Annotated in this window: 19 protein-coding genes; 7 read left to right on the forward strand and 12 right to left on the reverse strand. The window is 72.0% G+C overall.

From position 1 onward, the window contains the following. Positions 1-8 precede the first annotated feature (8 nt). From ACIO9J_RS00405 to ACIO9J_RS00415, 3 genes are read left to right on the forward strand one after another with little or no spacing between them, the layout of a single operon-like run. Complete coding sequence (locus tag ACIO9J_RS00405; RefSeq protein WP_401990147.1) at positions 9-551, forward strand: 2Fe-2S iron-sulfur cluster-binding protein; 543 nt, start codon at positions 9-11, stop codon at positions 549-551. After that, positions 548-1,543: an FAD binding domain-containing protein gene (locus ACIO9J_RS00410; RefSeq protein ID WP_401990150.1), complete on the forward strand. Its 996-nt coding sequence runs from the start codon at positions 548-550 to the stop codon at positions 1,541-1,543. The genes ACIO9J_RS00405 and ACIO9J_RS00410 overlap by 4 nt, the downstream gene beginning before the upstream one ends. A 37-nt stretch (positions 1,544-1,580) precedes the next feature. Then, positions 1,581-3,692, forward strand: a complete 2,112-nt coding sequence (locus ACIO9J_RS00415; protein ID WP_401990153.1) for a xanthine dehydrogenase family protein molybdopterin-binding subunit — start codon at positions 1,581-1,583, stop codon at positions 3,690-3,692. Positions 3,693-3,745: 53 nt separating this feature from the next. On the opposite strand, the gene ACIO9J_RS00420 is transcribed toward ACIO9J_RS00415, so the two are convergent. After that, on the reverse strand, positions 3,746-4,282 hold the full coding sequence (locus ACIO9J_RS00420; protein ID WP_401990156.1) for a MarR family winged helix-turn-helix transcriptional regulator: 537 nt from the start codon (positions 4,280-4,282) through the stop codon (positions 3,746-3,748). A gap of 70 nt (positions 4,283-4,352) precedes the next feature. Between ACIO9J_RS00420 and ACIO9J_RS00425 the strand changes: the two genes are divergently transcribed. Beyond that, the gene (locus ACIO9J_RS00425; protein ID WP_401990159.1) at positions 4,353-5,072 is read left to right on the forward strand and encodes an SDR family NAD(P)-dependent oxidoreductase; all 720 of its coding nucleotides are present in this window, start codon (positions 4,353-4,355) and stop codon (positions 5,070-5,072) included. 149 nt (positions 5,073-5,221) lie between these two features. On the opposite strand, the gene ACIO9J_RS00430 is transcribed toward ACIO9J_RS00425, so the two are convergent. From ACIO9J_RS00430 to ACIO9J_RS00450, 5 genes are all read right to left on the reverse strand, one after another. Continuing rightward, a complete protein-coding gene (locus ACIO9J_RS00430; protein WP_401990162.1) occupies positions 5,222-6,085 on the reverse strand; it encodes a carbohydrate-binding protein in 864 nt (287 codons plus the stop codon). A 64-nt stretch (positions 6,086-6,149) separates the two neighbouring features. Continuing rightward, the gene (locus ACIO9J_RS00435; RefSeq protein ID WP_401990165.1) at positions 6,150-7,073 is read right to left on the reverse strand and encodes an AraC family transcriptional regulator; all 924 of its coding nucleotides are present in this window, start codon (positions 7,071-7,073) and stop codon (positions 6,150-6,152) included. A gap of 321 nt (positions 7,074-7,394) precedes the next feature. Continuing rightward, the gene (locus ACIO9J_RS00440) at positions 7,395-7,754 is read right to left on the reverse strand and encodes a hypothetical protein (protein WP_401990167.1); all 360 of its coding nucleotides are present in this window, start codon (positions 7,752-7,754) and stop codon (positions 7,395-7,397) included. Next, on the reverse strand, positions 7,727-8,122 hold the full coding sequence (locus ACIO9J_RS00445; protein ID WP_401990170.1) for a hypothetical protein: 396 nt from the start codon (positions 8,120-8,122) through the stop codon (positions 7,727-7,729). The genes ACIO9J_RS00440 and ACIO9J_RS00445 overlap by 28 nt, the downstream gene beginning before the upstream one ends. Continuing rightward, positions 8,094-8,525: a DUF4345 domain-containing protein gene (locus tag ACIO9J_RS00450; protein WP_401990173.1), complete on the reverse strand. Its 432-nt coding sequence runs from the start codon at positions 8,523-8,525 to the stop codon at positions 8,094-8,096. The genes ACIO9J_RS00445 and ACIO9J_RS00450 overlap by 29 nt, the downstream gene beginning before the upstream one ends. Positions 8,526-8,616: 91 nt before the next feature. On the opposite strand from ACIO9J_RS00450, the gene ACIO9J_RS00455 reads away from it, so the two are divergent. After that, positions 8,617-9,243: a TetR/AcrR family transcriptional regulator gene (locus tag ACIO9J_RS00455; protein WP_401990175.1), complete on the forward strand. Its 627-nt coding sequence runs from the start codon at positions 8,617-8,619 to the stop codon at positions 9,241-9,243. On the opposite strand, the gene ACIO9J_RS00460 is transcribed toward ACIO9J_RS00455, so the two are convergent. Then, entirely contained in the window at positions 9,240-9,689 is a 450-nt protein-coding gene (locus ACIO9J_RS00460) for a hypothetical protein (protein WP_401990178.1), read from the reverse strand. The genes ACIO9J_RS00455 and ACIO9J_RS00460 overlap by 4 nt on opposite strands. A 466-nt stretch (positions 9,690-10,155) precedes the next feature. Here ACIO9J_RS00460 and ACIO9J_RS00465 point away from each other — a divergent pair, with 466 nt between their 5' ends. Then, positions 10,156-10,851 (forward strand): PhzF family phenazine biosynthesis protein, encoded by a 696-nt coding sequence (locus tag ACIO9J_RS00465; protein ID WP_401990181.1) that lies wholly within the window; start codon positions 10,156-10,158, stop codon positions 10,849-10,851. On the opposite strand, the gene ACIO9J_RS00470 is transcribed toward ACIO9J_RS00465, so the two are convergent. Then, positions 10,830-11,252: an STAS domain-containing protein gene (locus tag ACIO9J_RS00470; protein ID WP_401990184.1), complete on the reverse strand. Its 423-nt coding sequence runs from the start codon at positions 11,250-11,252 to the stop codon at positions 10,830-10,832. The genes ACIO9J_RS00465 and ACIO9J_RS00470 overlap by 22 nt on opposite strands. A gap of 387 nt (positions 11,253-11,639) precedes the next feature. On the opposite strand from ACIO9J_RS00470, the gene ACIO9J_RS00475 reads away from it, so the two are divergent. Then, positions 11,640-13,280 (forward strand): GMC oxidoreductase, encoded by a 1,641-nt coding sequence (locus ACIO9J_RS00475; RefSeq protein ID WP_401990186.1) that lies wholly within the window; start codon positions 11,640-11,642, stop codon positions 13,278-13,280. Positions 13,281-13,319: 39 nt separating this feature from the next. On the opposite strand, the gene ACIO9J_RS00480 is transcribed toward ACIO9J_RS00475, so the two are convergent. The 4 genes from ACIO9J_RS00480 to ACIO9J_RS00495 form a co-directional block, all read right to left on the reverse strand. Then, positions 13,320-14,024: an esterase/lipase family protein gene (locus ACIO9J_RS00480; protein WP_401990189.1), complete on the reverse strand. Its 705-nt coding sequence runs from the start codon at positions 14,022-14,024 to the stop codon at positions 13,320-13,322. Positions 14,025-14,058: 34 nt separating this feature from the next. After that, on the reverse strand, positions 14,059-14,385 hold the full coding sequence (locus ACIO9J_RS00485) for a hypothetical protein (RefSeq protein ID WP_401990191.1): 327 nt from the start codon (positions 14,383-14,385) through the stop codon (positions 14,059-14,061). Between the two features lie 31 nt (positions 14,386-14,416). Beyond that, the gene (locus tag ACIO9J_RS00490) at positions 14,417-15,949 is read right to left on the reverse strand and encodes a hypothetical protein (RefSeq protein ID WP_401990193.1); all 1,533 of its coding nucleotides are present in this window, start codon (positions 15,947-15,949) and stop codon (positions 14,417-14,419) included. Between the two features lie 205 nt (positions 15,950-16,154). Continuing rightward, a complete protein-coding gene (locus ACIO9J_RS00495; RefSeq protein WP_401990196.1) occupies positions 16,155-17,165 on the reverse strand; it encodes an alpha/beta hydrolase in 1,011 nt (336 codons plus the stop codon). Between the last annotated feature and the right edge of the window lie 131 nt (positions 17,166-17,296).

The following is a 17,296-nucleotide window of genomic DNA, read 5'->3' on the forward strand; positions in this document are numbered from 1 at the left end:
AGAGCGCCATGGGAACCGAGGTGTTCCGGTCGGAAGTGTCACTGACGGTGAACGGCGAGCGCCGCTCCCCCGTCGTCGACCACCGCTCGACGCTGCTCGACGTGCTCCGCGAGCAGCTGGACCTGACCGGCGCCAAGAAGGGCTGCGACCACGGGCAGTGCGGCGCCTGCACCGTGCTGGTCGACGGGCGCCGCGCCAACAGCTGTCTGCTGCTCGCGGTGGCCTGTGAGGGACGTGCCGTCACGACCGTGGAGGGGCTGCGCGGCGCCGACGGCGAGGCCCCGCACCCCTTGCAGCGGGCCTTCGTGGAGCGCGACGCTTTCCAGTGCGGGTACTGCACCCCGGGCCAGCTCTGTTCGGCCGTCGGGATGCTCGCGGAGGCCGCGGCGGGCCACTCCTCGCACGTGACGGACCCGTCCGCGGACGGCACCGCGCCCGTGGCACTGACCGGGGACGAGATCCGCGAGCGGCTCAGCGGGAACCTGTGCCGCTGCGGCGCCTACCCGCACATTGTCGAGGCCGTCGAGGCCGTCGAGGAGGTGGCCAGGTGAAGCCCTTCATGTACGTCCGCGCGCACAGCGTCGACGAGGCGACGGCGGCCCACGCGGGCCGTCCGACCTCCCGTTATCTGGGCGGCGGCACCAATCTCGTCGATCTGATGAAGCTGGGCGTGGAACGGCCGAGCACGCTGGTCGACGTCAGCGGGCTGCCGCTCGACGCGGTCGAGGAGCTGCCCGACGGGTCGGTCCGGATCGGTGCGACGGTGCGCAACAGCGACCTCGCCGCCCATCCGCTGATCCGCGCGCGCTACCCGGTCCTGTCCCAGGCGTTGCTCGCGGGCGCGTCCGGGCAGTTGCGCAACATGGCGACGACCGGCGGCAATCTGCTCCAGCGCACCCGCTGTCCGTACTTCCAGGATCCGCACAAGCCGTGCAACAAGCGGGAGCCCGGCACCGGTTGCGCCGCTCGCGACGGCGTCCACCGCGATCACGCGGTGCTAGGCCACTCCCCTGAGTGCATCGCCACGCACCCCTCGGACATGGCGGTGGCGCTCGCCGCGCTGGACGCCCGCGTCGAACTCCAGGGTGCGCGCGGCCAACGGGCCCTGCCCGTCACGGAGTTCCACCGGCTGCCGGGCGACCGCCCCGACCTGGACACCGCGATCACGCACGGCGAGCTCGTCACCGGCGTGCTGCTCCCGCCCGCGACCGCCGGTGTGCCGTGCGCCTACCGCAAGGCGCGCGACCGTGCCTCGTTCGCCTTCGCGCTGGTGTCCGTGGCCGTGCTCCTGGACGTCGAGGACTCCGTCGTACGCCAGGTGCGGATCGCGTTCGGCGGTCTCGCGCACCGGCCGTGGCGTGCCACGCGCGCCGAGGACGCGCTGCTGGGCGGCGCGCCGTCCGATGCCGCGTTCGAGCGGGCCCTGGACGCCGAGCTGTCCGCCGCCGAGCCGCTGCGCGACAACGCGTTCAAGGTGCGCCTGGCCCGCGGTCTCGCGTGCGACGTCCTGCACCGCCTGGCCCCGTCGGCTCCGCGCCCTTGACCACGACCGCCCCGCCCGCCGCGACCAGGGAGAACACATGTCGGACACCGTGAGCGCGCTCGGGGCGGCCGCCGAGCGCAGGGAGGGCCCGGCCAAGGTGACCGGGACCGCCCGGTACGCCGCCGAGCACACGCCCGAGGGCTGCGCCTACGCCTGGCCGGTGCCCGCCACGGTGGCGCGCGGCGAGATCACCGGCATCGACGACACGGAGGCGCTCGCGCTGCCCGGTGTCGTCGGTGTCCTCAGTCATCTGAACGCGCCGCGCCTGGCCGAGCCGGACGACGCGACGCTCGCCGTGCTCCAGGACGCGCGCGTGCCGCACCGGGGCTGGTACGTCGCGCTCGTCGTCGCCGACAGCCTGGAGGCGGCGCGCGAGGGCGCGGGTGCGGTCCGTGTGTCGTACGCGGAGGAGCCGCACGACGTCACCCTGCGGGCCGGTCATCCCGACGTCTACGTCCCGGAGGACACCGACGGCACCTCGGGAGAGCACGTGCGCGGTGACGCCGAGGGCGCGTTCGCCCGCTCGCCCGCCCGCGTCGACGTCTCCTACCGGGTGCCTCCCCTGCACAACCACCCCATGGAGCCGCACGCGGCCACCGCGCACTGGCGTGACGGGCGGCTGACCGTGCACGACAGCAGCCAGGGCGCCACCACCGTCCGCAACGTCCTCGCCGGCCTCTTCGCGGTGCCCAGGGACAGCGTCACCGTCGTCTCCGAGCACGTCGGCGGCGGCTTCGGCAGCAAGGGCACGCCCCGGCCGCACGTGGTGCTCGCCGCCATGGCCGCCCGCGTCACCGGCAGGCCCGTCAAACTCGCCCTGCCCCGGCGCCAGTTGGCGGCCGTGGTCGGCCACCGTTCGCCGACCCTGCACCGGGTGCGCCTCGGCGCGGAGGCCGACGGCACGCTGACCTCCGTGATCCACGAGGTGCTCGCGCACACCTCGCGCGTCAAGGAGTTCGTCGAGACGGCCACCGCCGCGACCCGCGTCATGTACCCCTCGCCCGCCGCCCGCACCACGCAGCGGATGCTCGCGCTCGACGTGCCGACCCCCTCCTGGATGCGCGCGCCCGGCGAGGCTCCCGGCATGTACGCCCTGGAGTCGGCGATGGACGAGCTCGCCACCGAACTCGGCATCGACCCCGTCGAGCTACGGCTGCGCAACGACACCCGGCACGAGCCCGACAGCGCGCTGCCCTTCAGCAGCCGTCACCTCGCCGAGTGCCTGCGGGAGGGGGCCCGCCGGTTCGGCTGGTCCGCGCGCGACCCGCGCCCGCGCTCGCACGCCGAGGGGTCCGTGCTAGTGGGCAGCGGGGTCGCCTCGGCGACCTACCCGGTGATCGTCTCGCCGTCCCGTGCGAGCGCCCACGCCCGCCCTGACGGCACGTTCGTGGTGCGGGTCAACGCCACCGACATCGGCACGGGCGCCCGCACCGTGCTCGCCCAGATCGCCGCCGACGCGCTCGGCGTCCCGCTGGAGCGTGTGCGCGCCGACATCGGCAACAGCGATCTGCCCGCCGCGTCACTCGCGGGCGGCTCGTCCGGCACGGCGTCCTGGGGCTGGGCGGTCCACGAGGCCTGTACGAAACTGGCGGCGCTGCTCTCCGCACAGCGGGACGCACCGTTGCCCCCTGAGGGCCTGTCGGCAACGGCTGACACGGCGGGCACCGCCGACGCGGACAGCAACTACTCGCGGCACTCCTTCGGCGCCCACTTCGCCGAGGTCGGCGTCGACACGGTCACCGGCGAGGTGCGCGTGCGCCGGCTCCTCGGCGTCTACGCGGCCGGTCACATCCTCAACTCCCGTACGGCGCGCTCGCAGTTCATCGGCGGGATGACCATGGGCCTGGGGATGGCGCTCACCGAGGGCAGCACGCTGGACGCGGCCTTCGGCGACTTCGCGGAGTGCGACCTGGCCGCGTACCACGTACCGGCGCACGCGGACGTCCCGGCGATCGAGGCGCACTGGATCGACGAGGACGATCCCCATCTCAACCCCATGGGCAGCAAGGGAATCGGCGAGATCGGCATCGTCGGAACGGCGGCGGCGATCGGCAACGCGGTGCACCACGCCACCGGGGCGCGACTGCGGGAACTGCCCCTCACCCCGGACCGCGTGCTCGCGAGCCGGCCGGAGAGTTCCGGGTACTGACGCCGTTCGGCGCGAGCACGAGCCAAGCATCCCAGGCCACTTCGGACCGCCCGTCAGATCTGCCCGACCTGCGAGATCGTGTGGTCGCCGACGCGTGACTGGACGTCCTGGAGCAGCGCGCCCAGCAACTCCGAGAGCTGGTCGCGCTGTTCGGGGGTGAGGGCGTCGATCAGCTCCGCCTCGCGCTGGAGCACCTGGTCCACGGACGCCTCGACGAGATGGTGACCGGCCTCCGTGAGGGTGACGAGGACGGTGCGCGTGCGGCCGGGCTCGGACTCCCTGGTGACGAGGCCGTCGCCCTCCGCGCGGGCGACGCGCTGCGAGACGGCGCCCGCCGTCACCATCGAACGCCGGGCCAGCTCGCGGGTGTTGAGGGCGTACGGAGCGCCGCTGCGGCGCAGCGTGCTGAGCAGGTCGAGGGTGGCGGTGTCGACCCCGGCGCGGGTCAGCACGCGGCGCCGGTCGTCGCCGAACAGCTTGGCCAGCTGCCAGATCGGCGTGACGATCGTGATCGAGTCGACGGGAGTGCCGGGGCGCTCGCGCTGCCATGCGTCGGCGATGTCCTGGGCGGACGGGGACTGGCTTGCCATGAACGGCCTCCCGGATGTTACGTTCAGATCTAAATTTAGAGCTAAACGACTGCGATTCGGAGCTCAGCATATGGCACGCAACATCCTTGTCACCGGTGGCGGCACGGGCATCGGCCGCGCCGTCGCACTCCACTTCGCCGAGCAGGGCGAGCAGGTGGTGGTCACCGGCCGCAGGGCGGCGCCGATCGAGGAACTCGCGGCGGAGGACGGCGTGCGCGCCGTGGTGTGCGACCACACCGATCCCGCCGCGCTGACCCGGCTCCTCGACGAACTGCCGCCCCGGATCGACGTGTTGGTCAACAACGCGGGCGGTAACGTCCTGTTCGACACCGAAGCGGGAGCCGATCTGGCCTCCTACGCACGGGACTTCCGCGCCAACATCGAGGCGAACCTCATCAGCGCCGCGCTCACCACGAAGGCCCTCGACGCGCGTCTCGCCGAGGGCGGGGCCGTGGTGCACATCGGGTCGATCGCCGCCGACCAGGGCGCCGGTTCGTACGGCGCGTCCAAGGCCGGGCTCGCCACCTGGAACATCAGCCTGGCGCACGAGCTCGGCGCGCGCGGCATCACCGCCAATGTCGTCGCGCCGGGCTACATCGCCGACACCGAGTTCTTCCGGGACAGGCTCACCGACGAGCGGCGCGGCCAGCTGATCGCCAACACCGCGACCGGCCGCCCCGGCTCCCCCGAGGACGTCGTCGGCGCGATCGCCTTCCTCGCCTCGCCCGCCGCCCGCCACGTCACGGGCCAGGTGCTGCACGTCAACGGGGGTGCGCACACGACACGTTGAACGATCGGTTCCCCGCCCCGCCGACACCGCCGGGCACACACGCGTGCGCCGTGCGCCGGAGCACGACGGCTCCGGCGCACGGCCGGCGGGGAAACGTACGGGAAGGACGCGGGGGAAGGCGTTCGGGCAGCGGGGCGGGGGGCCGTCCGCTACAGGGCGCGCCACAGGGAGGGCGCGTTGGGCGGCTCCCAGCCCCGCTGGGCGGTGTGCGCCTGGAGGCACTGGTAGGTGCGGCCGCCGTAGGTCACGCGGTCGCCGCCGCGGTAGGCCGTACCGGCGGCCCACGTACCGCCACCGGGAGGCTGCGTGGGCGGTTCCCCGATGTTCAGGACGAAGTCGAAGTCGGCCTGCTTCGCGTTCCCGACGTCCCGGACATTCATCAGCAGGCGGGGGTCGAAGAGCGAGTCGGTGTTGTTGCGGGGCTCGCCGGGGAAGTACAGCTGGGTGGTCAGGATCGGGCGGCCCGGTGCCTGGACCTTGACGTGCAGGTGGCGGGTGCGTCCCGGGTAGAGGCCGGGCACGATCGTGGTGAGCGTGAAGGCGCCGTTCGCGTCGGTGAACTGGTGGCCACGGAACCGGAATCCCGTGTTGTCGTAGTTGCCGTTGGTGTCGGCCTGCCAGAAGTCGAGCAGCGCACGCGAGACCGGCTTGCAGGCACGGGTGAAGACATAGCCGGTGACGGTCAGGCGGACCCCGACGGTGCCGGGCTCCAGGAGCGAGGAGCGCTCCGGCGAGTTGGGCTTGAAGTAGGGACCCTCCATCTGCGGGATCGTCGGGTCGTCGCCGTCGTCGCAGGTCGGCGTGGCGTCGAGCACCCGGCCACCGTCGGCGGTGCGGGCCAGGGCGGGGATGCCCATCATGGCCACCGGCACGGACATGCCTACGGCGGCCGCGGCTCTCAGCACCGTCTTGCGGCTGGGACCCGCGCCGCCGGCGCGGGGGCCCTCCGTGGCGGGCGCGTCGTCGGGTGTACGAGAGCTGTCGGCGGTACGAGGGTCGGGCTCGTGATCCATCGCTCCTCCTTCGCAACAGGGGCCCCGCCCGGCTCTGTCGTCGTCGGCGGGATCGGCTACGAAGCTAGGCGGAGGACCCGGGGCGGGCGATGGACTCAAGTCGGTGGTCGTGGTGAATATCGCCGGACCCGCGGCGGTAGTCGCCGGGGCTCGTGCCGGTCTCCCTGCGGAAGAACCGGCAGAAATAGGCCGGGTCGCCGACGCCGACCCGCTCGGCGATCTGACGTACCGACAACTCCGTACGCAGGAGCAGGCGTTGGGCCTCGCGTATGCGTGCTTGGCGGATCAGCTCACCGGGCGTGCGGCCGGTGAACATCTTCACGGCCTCACTGAGATAGCTCACCGAGACGCCGAGCTGCCGCGCCCCCTCACGCACCGAGTGCGGGCAGCCGTCCGGGGCGCTGAGCAGGGCGACGAAGTCGCCTGCCACCAGGCCGGGGCGCGAACCGGCGCCCTGTGCCCCCTCGGGCGCGGCGGGCACCAGGCACGGCAGGGCCGCCGGAGAAGCGGCGAGACGCACGGCGCGCACCACGAGGATGTGCAGCAGGGAACGCAGCACGCTCGCGAAACCGTCGGCCCCCGCCCGGTACTCGGCGTCCATCTCGTCGATCAGACGGGCCGTCACCTCCGCCTCGCTCGGTGGCAGTTCGAGCCAGGAACTCTGCCCGAGCGCGCGCAGGACGGACTGGTCGCCGGGGTGGTCGACGAGGAACTCGTCGGTGAACAGGACGACCCGCCCCTCCAGTCCGGTCACGGCGTCCCAGTGGTGCACCTGCCCGGGTGAGAGGAAGCAGAGGTTCGGCGGGCTCAGGACGAACCGGGACAGGTCCACGACGTGGTGGCCTCTGCCGCCGGTCACGTGCACGATCTCGTGGAAGGTGTGGCGGTGCGGGAAGGTGGCGCGGGACATCGCGCCGATGGTGTCGAAGGTGCCGATCGCGAACGGCAGGGCGTTGGGCATCGGCACTTCGAGCCGGTGCATGGGCATGTCCTCACCGCACGGCTCGCCGTTGCGCCCGTGCCCGGGTAAGACCGTCGTGCCTCGCATCCGCGCCCTCCTCGTCCAGGGGCGGCTCGTCCGGAGGCCGCCCGCCCGGACACTCCTACCCACCGCGACGGCCCGCGGTGACGCACGCCCGCGCGGCAGGTCCGGAATCCGACTCGCGCCACCGTCCCACATCCGGCATCGGCCCGGCCCCGTCGGCCGGCGATCCTATGCCGTGAACCGCCTCGCCCACGGCGCCGGGAGCGGAAGGACCGGCGCCGTCCTCGGCGAGCCGCGCGTGTGCCCGACGGGGACAAGGCCGCTTCAGCCGACGCCGTCGCCGGGCGACACCCGGTGCGCCTCCAGGTCCGGGGAGGCGAGCAGTTCCGCGATCAGCGCCGGGGACCCGCCGACGTAGGTGCTCACCAGATCGACGTCCCCGCCCACGCACCAGGCCCGGTCCTGCGGCCACCACAGGTCCGGCAGCTCGGCGAACTCGTCGAGGGACAGCGGAGACACGACGTCGGTGAGCGGCCCCGCGAGCAGCACCTCGTCCCTGCCGGGCGTCTCGAAGGCCGGCACCCCGTCGAAGTCCCAGCGCCCGTAGCCGCTCCACAGGCCGAACCAGCAGTGGCCGGCGGTCGCCGTGTGCCGGGTCAGTACGGGGATGAGGGCGCGGGCCACATCCGGCGGGGGGGCCCCTCCGAGGGGTGCTCGTCCCAGACGCCGGGCAGGCCGTACTCGGAGAGGTTCTGGTAGTCCCGGTCGAGCCCCGCCACCTCGTACCAATCGGTACCCGGCGCCGTCTCGCGTCCGTACGCGGCGGCCACCGTGGACCAGCGCACCGGACGCTCCTCCAGCGTCGCCGGGTGCAACACCCGGGCGTACGCCGCGAAGCCGGCCGCCGCCACGCCCGTCACCGTGCCGAACGTGCCGCATCCCGGGCCGTGTTCGCTCAGCCAATGGGCAGGGCTGAGGTCGGCGGTCCGCACACGCAGGCGTCCGTACGTCTCGGGGGCGGGCTCACGGTAGGTCGGCCGGCAGATGTTCATCCGCCGAGTCTGCCAGGCCCGCGGCCACGGCCCTTTCGTCGGCGGTCGACAGCCAGAAGTAGAGGGGCGGCAGTCCGACTTCGAGGACGGTCAGGGGCACCTGGAACCAGTGCGGCCAGCCGTGCACCGCGACGGAGAGCAGCCGGCCGATGCCGCCGAGCAGGAAGATCCCGGCGAGCCACCTCACGACGACGGAGGGGATCGGCGACTGGCGCGCCACCCAGATCCAGGCGATCCCGAAGCCGAAGAAGATCGCGTTGTAGAACCGCTCCCGGCTGTCGACGGTCGCCCCCGCCGACTCTTCCCCCGGCACCGAGGCGATGCCGAGGACGACGTGGTAGAGGCCGATCGCCACACAGGCGACACCCATCGCCATCGAGAGCCACTTGAGGAGTCTGGCCATGGGGCGACCCGCCTTCCGTCCGCTAGTAGACCTCTGTCCACTAGCGGGAAGCTAGGGCCACTAGTGGACAGGTGTCAAGTAAGGTGGGCCCATGACCGCGCGCCGAAGACTGGATCCCGCCGAGCGCCGCAGCGAACTGCTCGACACCGGAGCGAGACTGTTCGCGGCGAAGCCGTACGACGAGGTGTTCATGGAGGAGGTCGCCGAACGGGCGGGCGTCTCACGCGCGTTGCTCTACAAGTACTTCCCGAGCAAGCACGCCCTCTTCGCCGCGGTCTACCGGCAGGCCGCGGACCGGCTGCTCTCCGTGACGAAGCTCGACCAGTCCGCGCCCGTCCTCGACCAGCTGTCGGCGGGGCTCGACGCCCACTTCGACTACTTCGCCGCCAACAAGCACACGGTGCTCGCGGCCAACCGGGTCCTCGCGGGCGACCCCGTCATCCAGTCGATCATCACGGGCGAACTGGCGGAGCTGCGGCGCCGCCTCCTCGACGCGACCGTGCTCGGCGAAGGACCGCGCGAGCTGGTCGCGTCCGCGCTGACCAGCTGGCTGGTCTTCGTCCGGGTGCTCTGCGTGGACTGGCTGACCAACGAGTCGTTCACCCGCGCCGAGCTGCACGCCATGTCGGTCGGGGCGCTGAAGGGCGCACTCGGCGCGGTGCTCGACCTGGACCGGCTGATCGCGGGCGAGGCCCCGGCCACGGAGGAACATCCCTAGCGGGCGGCGTGGTTCCACTGGACGTACCTGCCGGTGAGGCGGGCGACCTGGAGACAGGCGGAGGCCAGGCCCGGGGAGAAGGTCTGCCAGTTGTCGGCGCTGACGCCCTCGGTGGCTCCGGTGCCCCAGATTCCGGCGAGCAGCCGGGCCGAGCTGTTCCGGTCCTGCTCGCTGAGCACGAGGCCGTCGGCCTGCGCGGCGACGTCGATCTCCGGCCGGGCCTTCTCGTCGAGTTCCGGGGTGAGGAGGTACCGCAGGTCCTGGGTGAGACCGCCCAGGACCGCGGTGAACACCAACAGCATCCGCCGGGACTGCTCGGGATGGAGCTGGAAGTCGGTGCACGCCTGGTCGACGAAGTCGGAGATCAGGTTCAGGCGTTGGGCGAGAAGGCCGCTCGGGTAGTGACCGCCGCCCTCATGGGGACCGCTGTCCGGTTGGTCAGGCATGGGGTGCTCCGCCCTGTGGCGCACTGTGGCGCTGTCCGGTCTGGCTGCCGGTGGATGACGGTGCTTGCCCCACCCATGGTGGTGAGCCCTCTGGGGTGCGGTGAAGACCACGGGCCGGCAAGGGCCATCGAAGCCGGGAAGGTACTGGCCGTCCGCTGGGCGTGGCTGTGCGTGACCAGATAGCCGCCGGCCGCCTGCACGTTCTCCCGCATGGTCTCCGCGGCCGACGGGCCGACGCCCAGGGCGAGGACCGCGGCGCCGGCGAGCCGCCCCGCAAGCAGCACACTGATCTGTTCACGCGGCAGCGTGAGTGCCCAGGAGAATTCCACGGCCTACCACCGGGCCTCCCTCCGCACCGCCCAGGATGCGTACCTCCAGCATGCCCCACTCGGCAAGGGCCCGGCACCCGGCCGTACGGCGCGTTCTTCGCCCTCGGCGGTCTCGGCCCCTGTGATTGGATCTTGGCATGACCGACGTCGAGATGGTGCGTGTGTTCGTGGGTGCCGACGGGACCGGTGGCAGCCCCCTGGGCGTGGTGGCCGACGGCGACGCGGTCCGGGATGTGACGGAACGCCAGGAGGTGGCGCGGCGGCTGGGGTTCAGCGAGACCGTTTTCGTGGACGACGCCGCACGGGGCGAGGTCGACATCTACACGCCCAGCACCCGGCTGCCGTTCGCGGGCTACCCGCTGATCGGGGCCGCGTCGGTGCTGCGGGCGCACGGCGGGCCCGTGGAGGTGCTGAGGACCACGGCCGGTGACGTGGCGACCTGGGTCGAGGGCGAGTTCACCTGGATCCGCGGGCGTGCGGAATGGGTCTCGGGCAAGCGGACGCGGCAGTACGCCTCCGTGGCGGAGGTCGACGCGCTGCCCGCCCCGCCCCCGGGCGAGGGCTGGCTGTACGCGTGGGCCTGGGAGGACGAGGCCTCGGGCACCCTCCGCGCCCGTGGCTTTCCGCGCCGCGGGGACGCGATCGCCGAGGACGAGGCGACCGGCTCGGCCGCGATGCTCCTCACTGCCGAGCTGGGCCGCGCCGTGCACGTACGGCAGGGCGCGGGGTCCGAGATCGTGGCGCGGGTCCGCGACGGGGGATGGACGGAGGTCGGCGGGCGCGTCGTGCCCGCGGGGAGCCGCCCGCTCCGTCAGGTGACCGACGCGTCCTGAGCCGCGATGAGCCGGCCCATGCCCAGACAGTGCAGCGTGGCCGCCGACCGGGGGCAGACGCCGCGGATGACCAGGGACCCCTCGACGTCCTTGAGCGCCCGCAGCGCGCCGAAGAAGACACCGGCGCCGTCCCGCGCGAGATAGGTGACCTCGGACAGGTCGACGATCAGATGGCGGCAGCCGTCCTGCACCAGGCGGTGCAGCTGTGCCGCGAGCGAGTCGGCCTGGTGTGCGGTGACCTCGCCGCGCAGCGTGACCCGGGCCAGGCATCCCGCGACGAGCACCCGCGCGATGCCCGCACGCCGCAGGCGCCGGGCGCCGCCGCTGCCGCCCGGCAGCAGGGGCGCCCTGCGGGCGTGCCGCACTGTCGCGGCAGGGGGTGTGTGATCGGGATCGTGCACGGGGGCAGGCCTTCCGGCGGTGACGCCGCCTGTCGGCGGGTCCGGTGGTCCGGACCGGGAGAGAACTTCTTCCACATGTCTATACCACGGCAGGTCACGCGCGGCGAGAGGCCGTCGCGTGCGTGACCCGTCACCAGGCGTGGCCGGGTACGGGATGCGCGCAGGTGAGGGCGGCTGCCGCGCGGAATGCCGACGGGTTGGCGGACGCACATATCCCTTCAGGGGTCTAGTCCAATACCCACCTTTCCCACCGTGCACTCCCCTCCCGATCGACAAAAAGGGACGGATCGTAAAGATCAGGTACAAGTTACCTTTTGGTATCCAGTGACTTCCCATCCGGTCGGCAGTAGAACTCGTTCCCATTCCGTCTAGAGTGAGGAACATCACATGAGTGGTAATGCCATGTACAACCACGCTTCTGATGGTGTGTCACGTCGAAGATTCATAGCAGGAACAAGTTCTATTCTGGGTGCCGCGATCCTCGCGGGTCGCGCTTCTGCCGCGCAGGCCGTGCCAGCGGTGGCCAAGCCGATCGCCGACGCCGCGCGCGTACCCGCCCTGGTGATCGGCACCGGGTACGGCGGGTCCGTCGCCGCCCTCCGCCTCGCCCAGGCCGGCGTCGACGTCCACATGGTCGAGATGGGCATGGCCTGGGACACCCCGGGGCCCGACGGCAAGATCTTCGCCAACACCACCAAGCCCGACCAGCGCTCGTACTGGCTGCGCACCCGTACGAAGCAGCCCCTCAGCAACTTCCTCGGCTTCCCCATCGACAAGGACATCCCCCGCTACACCGGGATCCTGGACGCCGAGGAGATGGGCGGCATCATCGTCTACCAGGGCCGTGGCGTCGGCGGCGGCTCCCTGGTCAACGGCGGCATGGCCGTCACGCCCAAGCGGGAGAACTTCGGCGCGGTCCTGCCGTCCGTGAACGCCGACGAGATGTACGGCGTCTACTACCCGCGCGCCAACTCCGGGCTCGGCGTCGCCACCGTCGACCCCGCCTGGTTCGACTCCGTCGACTGCTACCAGTACGCCCGGGTCGGCAGGAAGCACGCCCAGCGCTCGGGATTCCCCTTCGTCTTCGTGCCCGACGTCTACGACTGGGACTACATGAAGCAGGAGGCCGCGGGCACCGCGCCCAAGTCGGCGCTGGACGGCGAGATCCTCTACGGGAACAACTACGGCAAGAAGTCGCTCCAGAAGACCTACCTCGCCCAGGCCAGGGCCACCGGGCGGGTCACCATCTCCCCGCTGCACAAGGTCACTTCGGTCTCCCCCGCGTCCGGCGGCGGCTACACGGTCGTCATCGACCAGCTCAACACCAACGGCGACGCCACGGCCACCAAGAGCGTCACCGCGGACAAGGTGTTCTTCGCGGCCGGGAGCGTCGGCACCAGCAAGCTCCTCACCAGGCTCAAGGCCACCGGAGCGCTGCCCGGCCTGAACGGCGAGATCGGCAAGGGCTGGGGCGACAACGGCAACGTCATGTGCGGCCGCGCCAACCACCTGTGGGACCCGACCGGCAAGGTCCAGTCGTCCATCCCGTGCGGCGGCATCGACAACTGGGCGGCGGGCGGCGCGTTCGCGGAGGTGGCCCCGCTGCCGACCGGGATCGAGACGTACGCCTCGTTCTACCTGTCGATCACCAAGACCCCGCACCGCGCCGAGTTCTCCTGGAACGCCGGGGCCGGGCGGGTCGACCTGAACTGGCAGACCGCCTGGAAGCAGACCTCCATCGACGCCGCCAAGACGATCTTCGACAAGATCAACTCCAAGGAGGGGACGATCTACCGGACCGACCTCTTCGGCACCTACAAGATCTGGGGCGACCACCTGACGTACCACCCGCTGGGCGGCGCCGTGCTGAACAAGGCCACCGACAACTACGGCCGCCTGCACGGCCATGCGGGGCTCTACGTCATCGACGGCGCGCTGATCCCCGGCAACACCAGCGTCAATCCGTTCGTCACCATCACCGCGCTCGCGGAACGGAACATCGAGAAGATCATCGCCACCGACTTGTAGAGGGCACACCGGCTGGGCCGGTCAGGCGGCGCGACCGGCTCATCCGGCGAGGAAGGCGCGCACCCCTTGGGAGACCCCGTCGTCGGAGAGCAGGTCGTTGTGGGCCAGGCAGCCCGCCGCGTGGTTCGCCGCGCCGTTCAGCGGGACGCTGTCGTCCGGGTTGATCACCTCGTCGCAGTTCGACCACCACGTCGCGTAGGACACCGTGCCCGGCGTCTCGTCGCCCTCCGCGAGGCCGTCCACCACGTACGAACCGGGCGTCATGTCGCGGCAGGCCTGTGACCACAGGGCGCAGGCCCAGGCGGTGCTCGTGCCGTGGTTGGGTCCGGCGAGCGAGACCCAGTGGTCGACGGTGGAGCCACCGCCGCCGAACTTCACGTACCAGCGCGTGACGAGGCTGCCGAAGGAGTGCGCCACCAGGTCGACGCGTGCGGCGCCCGTGCGGGCCCGCACGTCGGCCACGTAGTCGGCGAGCTGCCCGGAGAGCGTCTCGTTCACGGACTTGCTGGTGTCGTAGCCCCAGGAGTACAGCTCGTCGTCGGCGTAGCCGGACGCCTTCAGGTCCTCGCGCAGCGATCCCCACACGCCCGGGTCCGCGTTGTAGCCGTGGACGAAGACGACCGGCGTGTGCGCGGCGCGCGGGGCCGCGCCCGCCGACGCCGATGCCGGGGTGGCGGCCGACGCCGCGGCGGACGTCAGCAGTGCGGCGAGCAACAGGACGAGCCCGCGGGCTCGCTTGACCATCGGCACGGTGCCTCCCACGGCGCGAGATTCATGGCTACGCACGAGTACGGGAGGATTGTGGGGCCAGGAAGGCGAGTTGACCAGAGGAGGGACGCCTCAGCCGCGCAGGGAGAGGCCCCGCAGCTCCAGTTCCGCCGAGAGGATCCGCACCGCCTTGGGGCCTACGCCGTGGAGCTGTCGGGTGCGCCGCCACGGCGGAGGCGGCCTCCGCGTCCGCCAGCCTCAGCTGTACGACGCCGTCCTTCGCCAGGGCCGCGAACCGCTTGCCGCGTACGGCGAAGGAGATCTCGCCGCCCCGGGCGCCCTCCACGGTCTCCGGGAGGGCGAGCGCGGCCTTGCGGAGCTGGTTCGGCGTGGTCATGCGGCCAGTGTTCCAGCTCCGCGGCCGGGCCTCAGCGCAGCGCGCTGCCGAAGAGAGCGGCGACGTCCGGGGCACCGAGATCCTTCGGTGCCATCGCGACGGAGTTCGTGGCGGTCAGGCCCGTGGCCGTGCCGGGCAGGGCCCAGACGGCACCGATGTCGGCGTTCTCGTGGGCGGCGGAGGCCGCGAGGTCACGGTGGCCGTCGCCGTTGACGTCGAGCAGCGCCGTGGCCTCGCCGAACCGGTCGCCCTGCTCGGCGGCGCCGGGCACGCCCGCGGTGTCCTGGTGGAAGGCCTGCGAGCCGGTGCCGGTCACGCCGGAGGCGCTGCCGCGGACGAGGACGACGGAGCCGGCGTCGGCGAGGTCACGGACGTCCTCGCCGGGGGTGCCGAGCGCGACGTCGGCGAACCCGTCGCCGTCCACGTCGCCCACGGCCACGGAGGCGCCGAACTCGTCGCCCTCCTCCTCGGCGCCGGGCACGCCGGGCAGGTCCTGGTCGAAGGACTGGACGCCGTCCGTCTTGAGGCCGTCCTTGGAACCGAACGCGACCTTGGCCTTGGCGTCGTCGTTGCTGGTGCCCGCCACCAGGTCGTCGTAGTGGTCGCCGTTGACGTCACCGACGGCGAGCGCACCCTCGTAGCCGGGCGCCCAGCCCCGCTTGAACCCGGTGGGGCTGCCGTACAGGACCTGGTTCTGCCACTGGCCGTCGCCGTTGTACTGGTTGAGGGCGAGGTCGGAGCGGCCGTCGCCGTTGAGGTCGCCCACGGCCTGCGGCACGACCGGGCCCATCACGGACTGCGGTCCGTCGACGCAGGTCTGGGGACGGTCCGCGCAGCCGAGGTCGGGGCGGTCGTCGGTCTCGTAGCTCCACCACTCCGACTTGTCCATGAAGTCGCCCGTGCCCGCGGGGGTGCCGGTGCGGGCGATGGGGCCCTTCCAGAGGCGGGCGTTCTGGCCGACCGGGTCGTCGCCGTGGGAGCCCTGCTTGGCGAAGAGGGCCAGGTCGGTCTTGCCGTCGCCGTCGAAGTCCCCTGCCTGCGGGGCGAATCCGAACGTGGCTATCTTCGTGCCGCCGGTGAGGCCGGACGCGGAGCCCCACAGGATCACGGCGCCCGCGTCGGCGCCGTTGCCGTCATAACCGTCGCCGTCGGCGCCGATGACGAGGTCGGTGAAGCCGTCACCGTCCAGGTCGCCCTTGGTCACGGACTTGCCGAACTCCTGCTTGGCGGCGGCCGCGCCGGGCACGCCCGCGGTCGACCGGCTGATGACCTGCTTGTTGGCCGGCTTCAGGCCCTCCTTGGAACCATAGGTGACCGCGACGTACCCGGCCTTCTTCTGGCCGGAGATCGTGCCGCCGGGGGCGCCGACGACGAGGTCGGCGTAGCCGTCGCCGTTGAAGTCGTCGGACGCCTTGGCGGCGGCCGCCCGGCTGCCGTCGCCCGCCGCGGGGGTGGCGGCGTGGGCCTGGTCGAGCCCGAGCGACCAGATCGTGAGTCCGCCCGTCAGCAAGGAGGCTGCGATCAGGGGCGTGGTGAGACGGGCGCTGCGAGATGCTCGCGACATGTGGCTTCCCTTGGTTCCTGTGGCTCTTGCGTCATCGGTCGGTCGGTCAGTACTCCGGGAGGAGCTGCGCACATCGGCGCCTCCCATCCCCCCGGATGCCGGGCGGAGTTCACCGCCGCTTAACTCCGACTGCCCGAACTGACGCACCACACGCACCAATGGTTGCAGTACACCGCTACTTTCCCGCCGTCCCCGGCCGGCGCCCTCAGGCGGGGCGCAGCCGCCCGATGATGCCGTCGAGGTCCCGCCGGAAGAGGTGTTCGCGCACGAAGTGGCCGCCCGGCTCCTCGTACCACTCGTGCGGGATGCCCGCGTCGCCGAGGAGTCCGCGGAACTCCCTTTGCCCCGCGAGCACTTGGGTCTCGTTGGCCGTGTCGAACCAGTTGATCGGGTCGGGGCTGGTGCCCGCGACGAGGAAGATCCGCTTGTTCCGGTAGCTCTCGACGCGCTGGACCGGGTTGTCGGCGTTGACCCGGGCCTCGTCCCACGGCACTCCGTAGACCGTCCCGCCGCCCAGGTCCAGGGCCGCCGATGTCGCGTTGGCCCAGTGGGTGACGAGCCCGCCGTCGCGCCGCATGCTCGCGGGTCCCGAGTGGGCGCTCACCGAGGCGAAGTGGCCGTAGTACTTGGCCGCGTACTTCAGTGCGCCGAAGCCGCCCATCGAGAAGCCGGAGACGGCGCGTCCGTCGTACTCGGCGTAGGTACGGAAGTTCGCCTCGACCCAGCGCAGCAGCTGGTCGATGTGGAAGGTCTCCCAGTCGCGGTGGCCGACGTTGGTGGTGACCGGGTTGGAGTACCAGCCCGCGTGACCGCCGTCGGGCATCACGACGATGATGGGCTTGCCCGCGGTCCAGGCGCGGATGCCGAGCCGGTCGAAGGTGATGAAGTCCTGGTCGGTGCCGCCGCCGTGGAAGAGGTAGAGGACCGGGTAGGTGCGCCCGCTGCTGTGGTAGTCGTCGGGCAGCAGGACGTTGACGCCGGGGTTCCAGCCGATCGCGTCGGTCGCGAAGCGGTAGTACCACATGCGGGGATCGTTCTCTTTGCGGTCCACGATCCGCAGGCCGAAGCCGTCGTCGGCCGCGCTCGCCGACGACGCCGATGCGACGACGCCCGCGCCGCCGAGCGCGAGGGTGGCGGAGAGCCCGCCGACGGCTCGCAGGACGCCTCGGCGGGTGGGGGATTGCTCGGGAGACCGCTCGGGGGACTGCTCGCTCAACGTGACCTCCTGGTAGGGCGCAGCGCGCTGCGTCTGGGGGCTGGCTGTCGGTGCGGCGGGGAGGCTCCGGGCCCTGGGGGTGATCGACTGGCCGGAGCGGGCGCGATCACACAGGACCCGTCGTACGGTGT

Origin of the sequence: Streptomyces sp. NPDC087300 (assembly GCF_044744425.1) — a bacterium.
GTDB lineage: Bacteria > Actinomycetota > Actinomycetes > Streptomycetales > Streptomycetaceae > Streptomyces.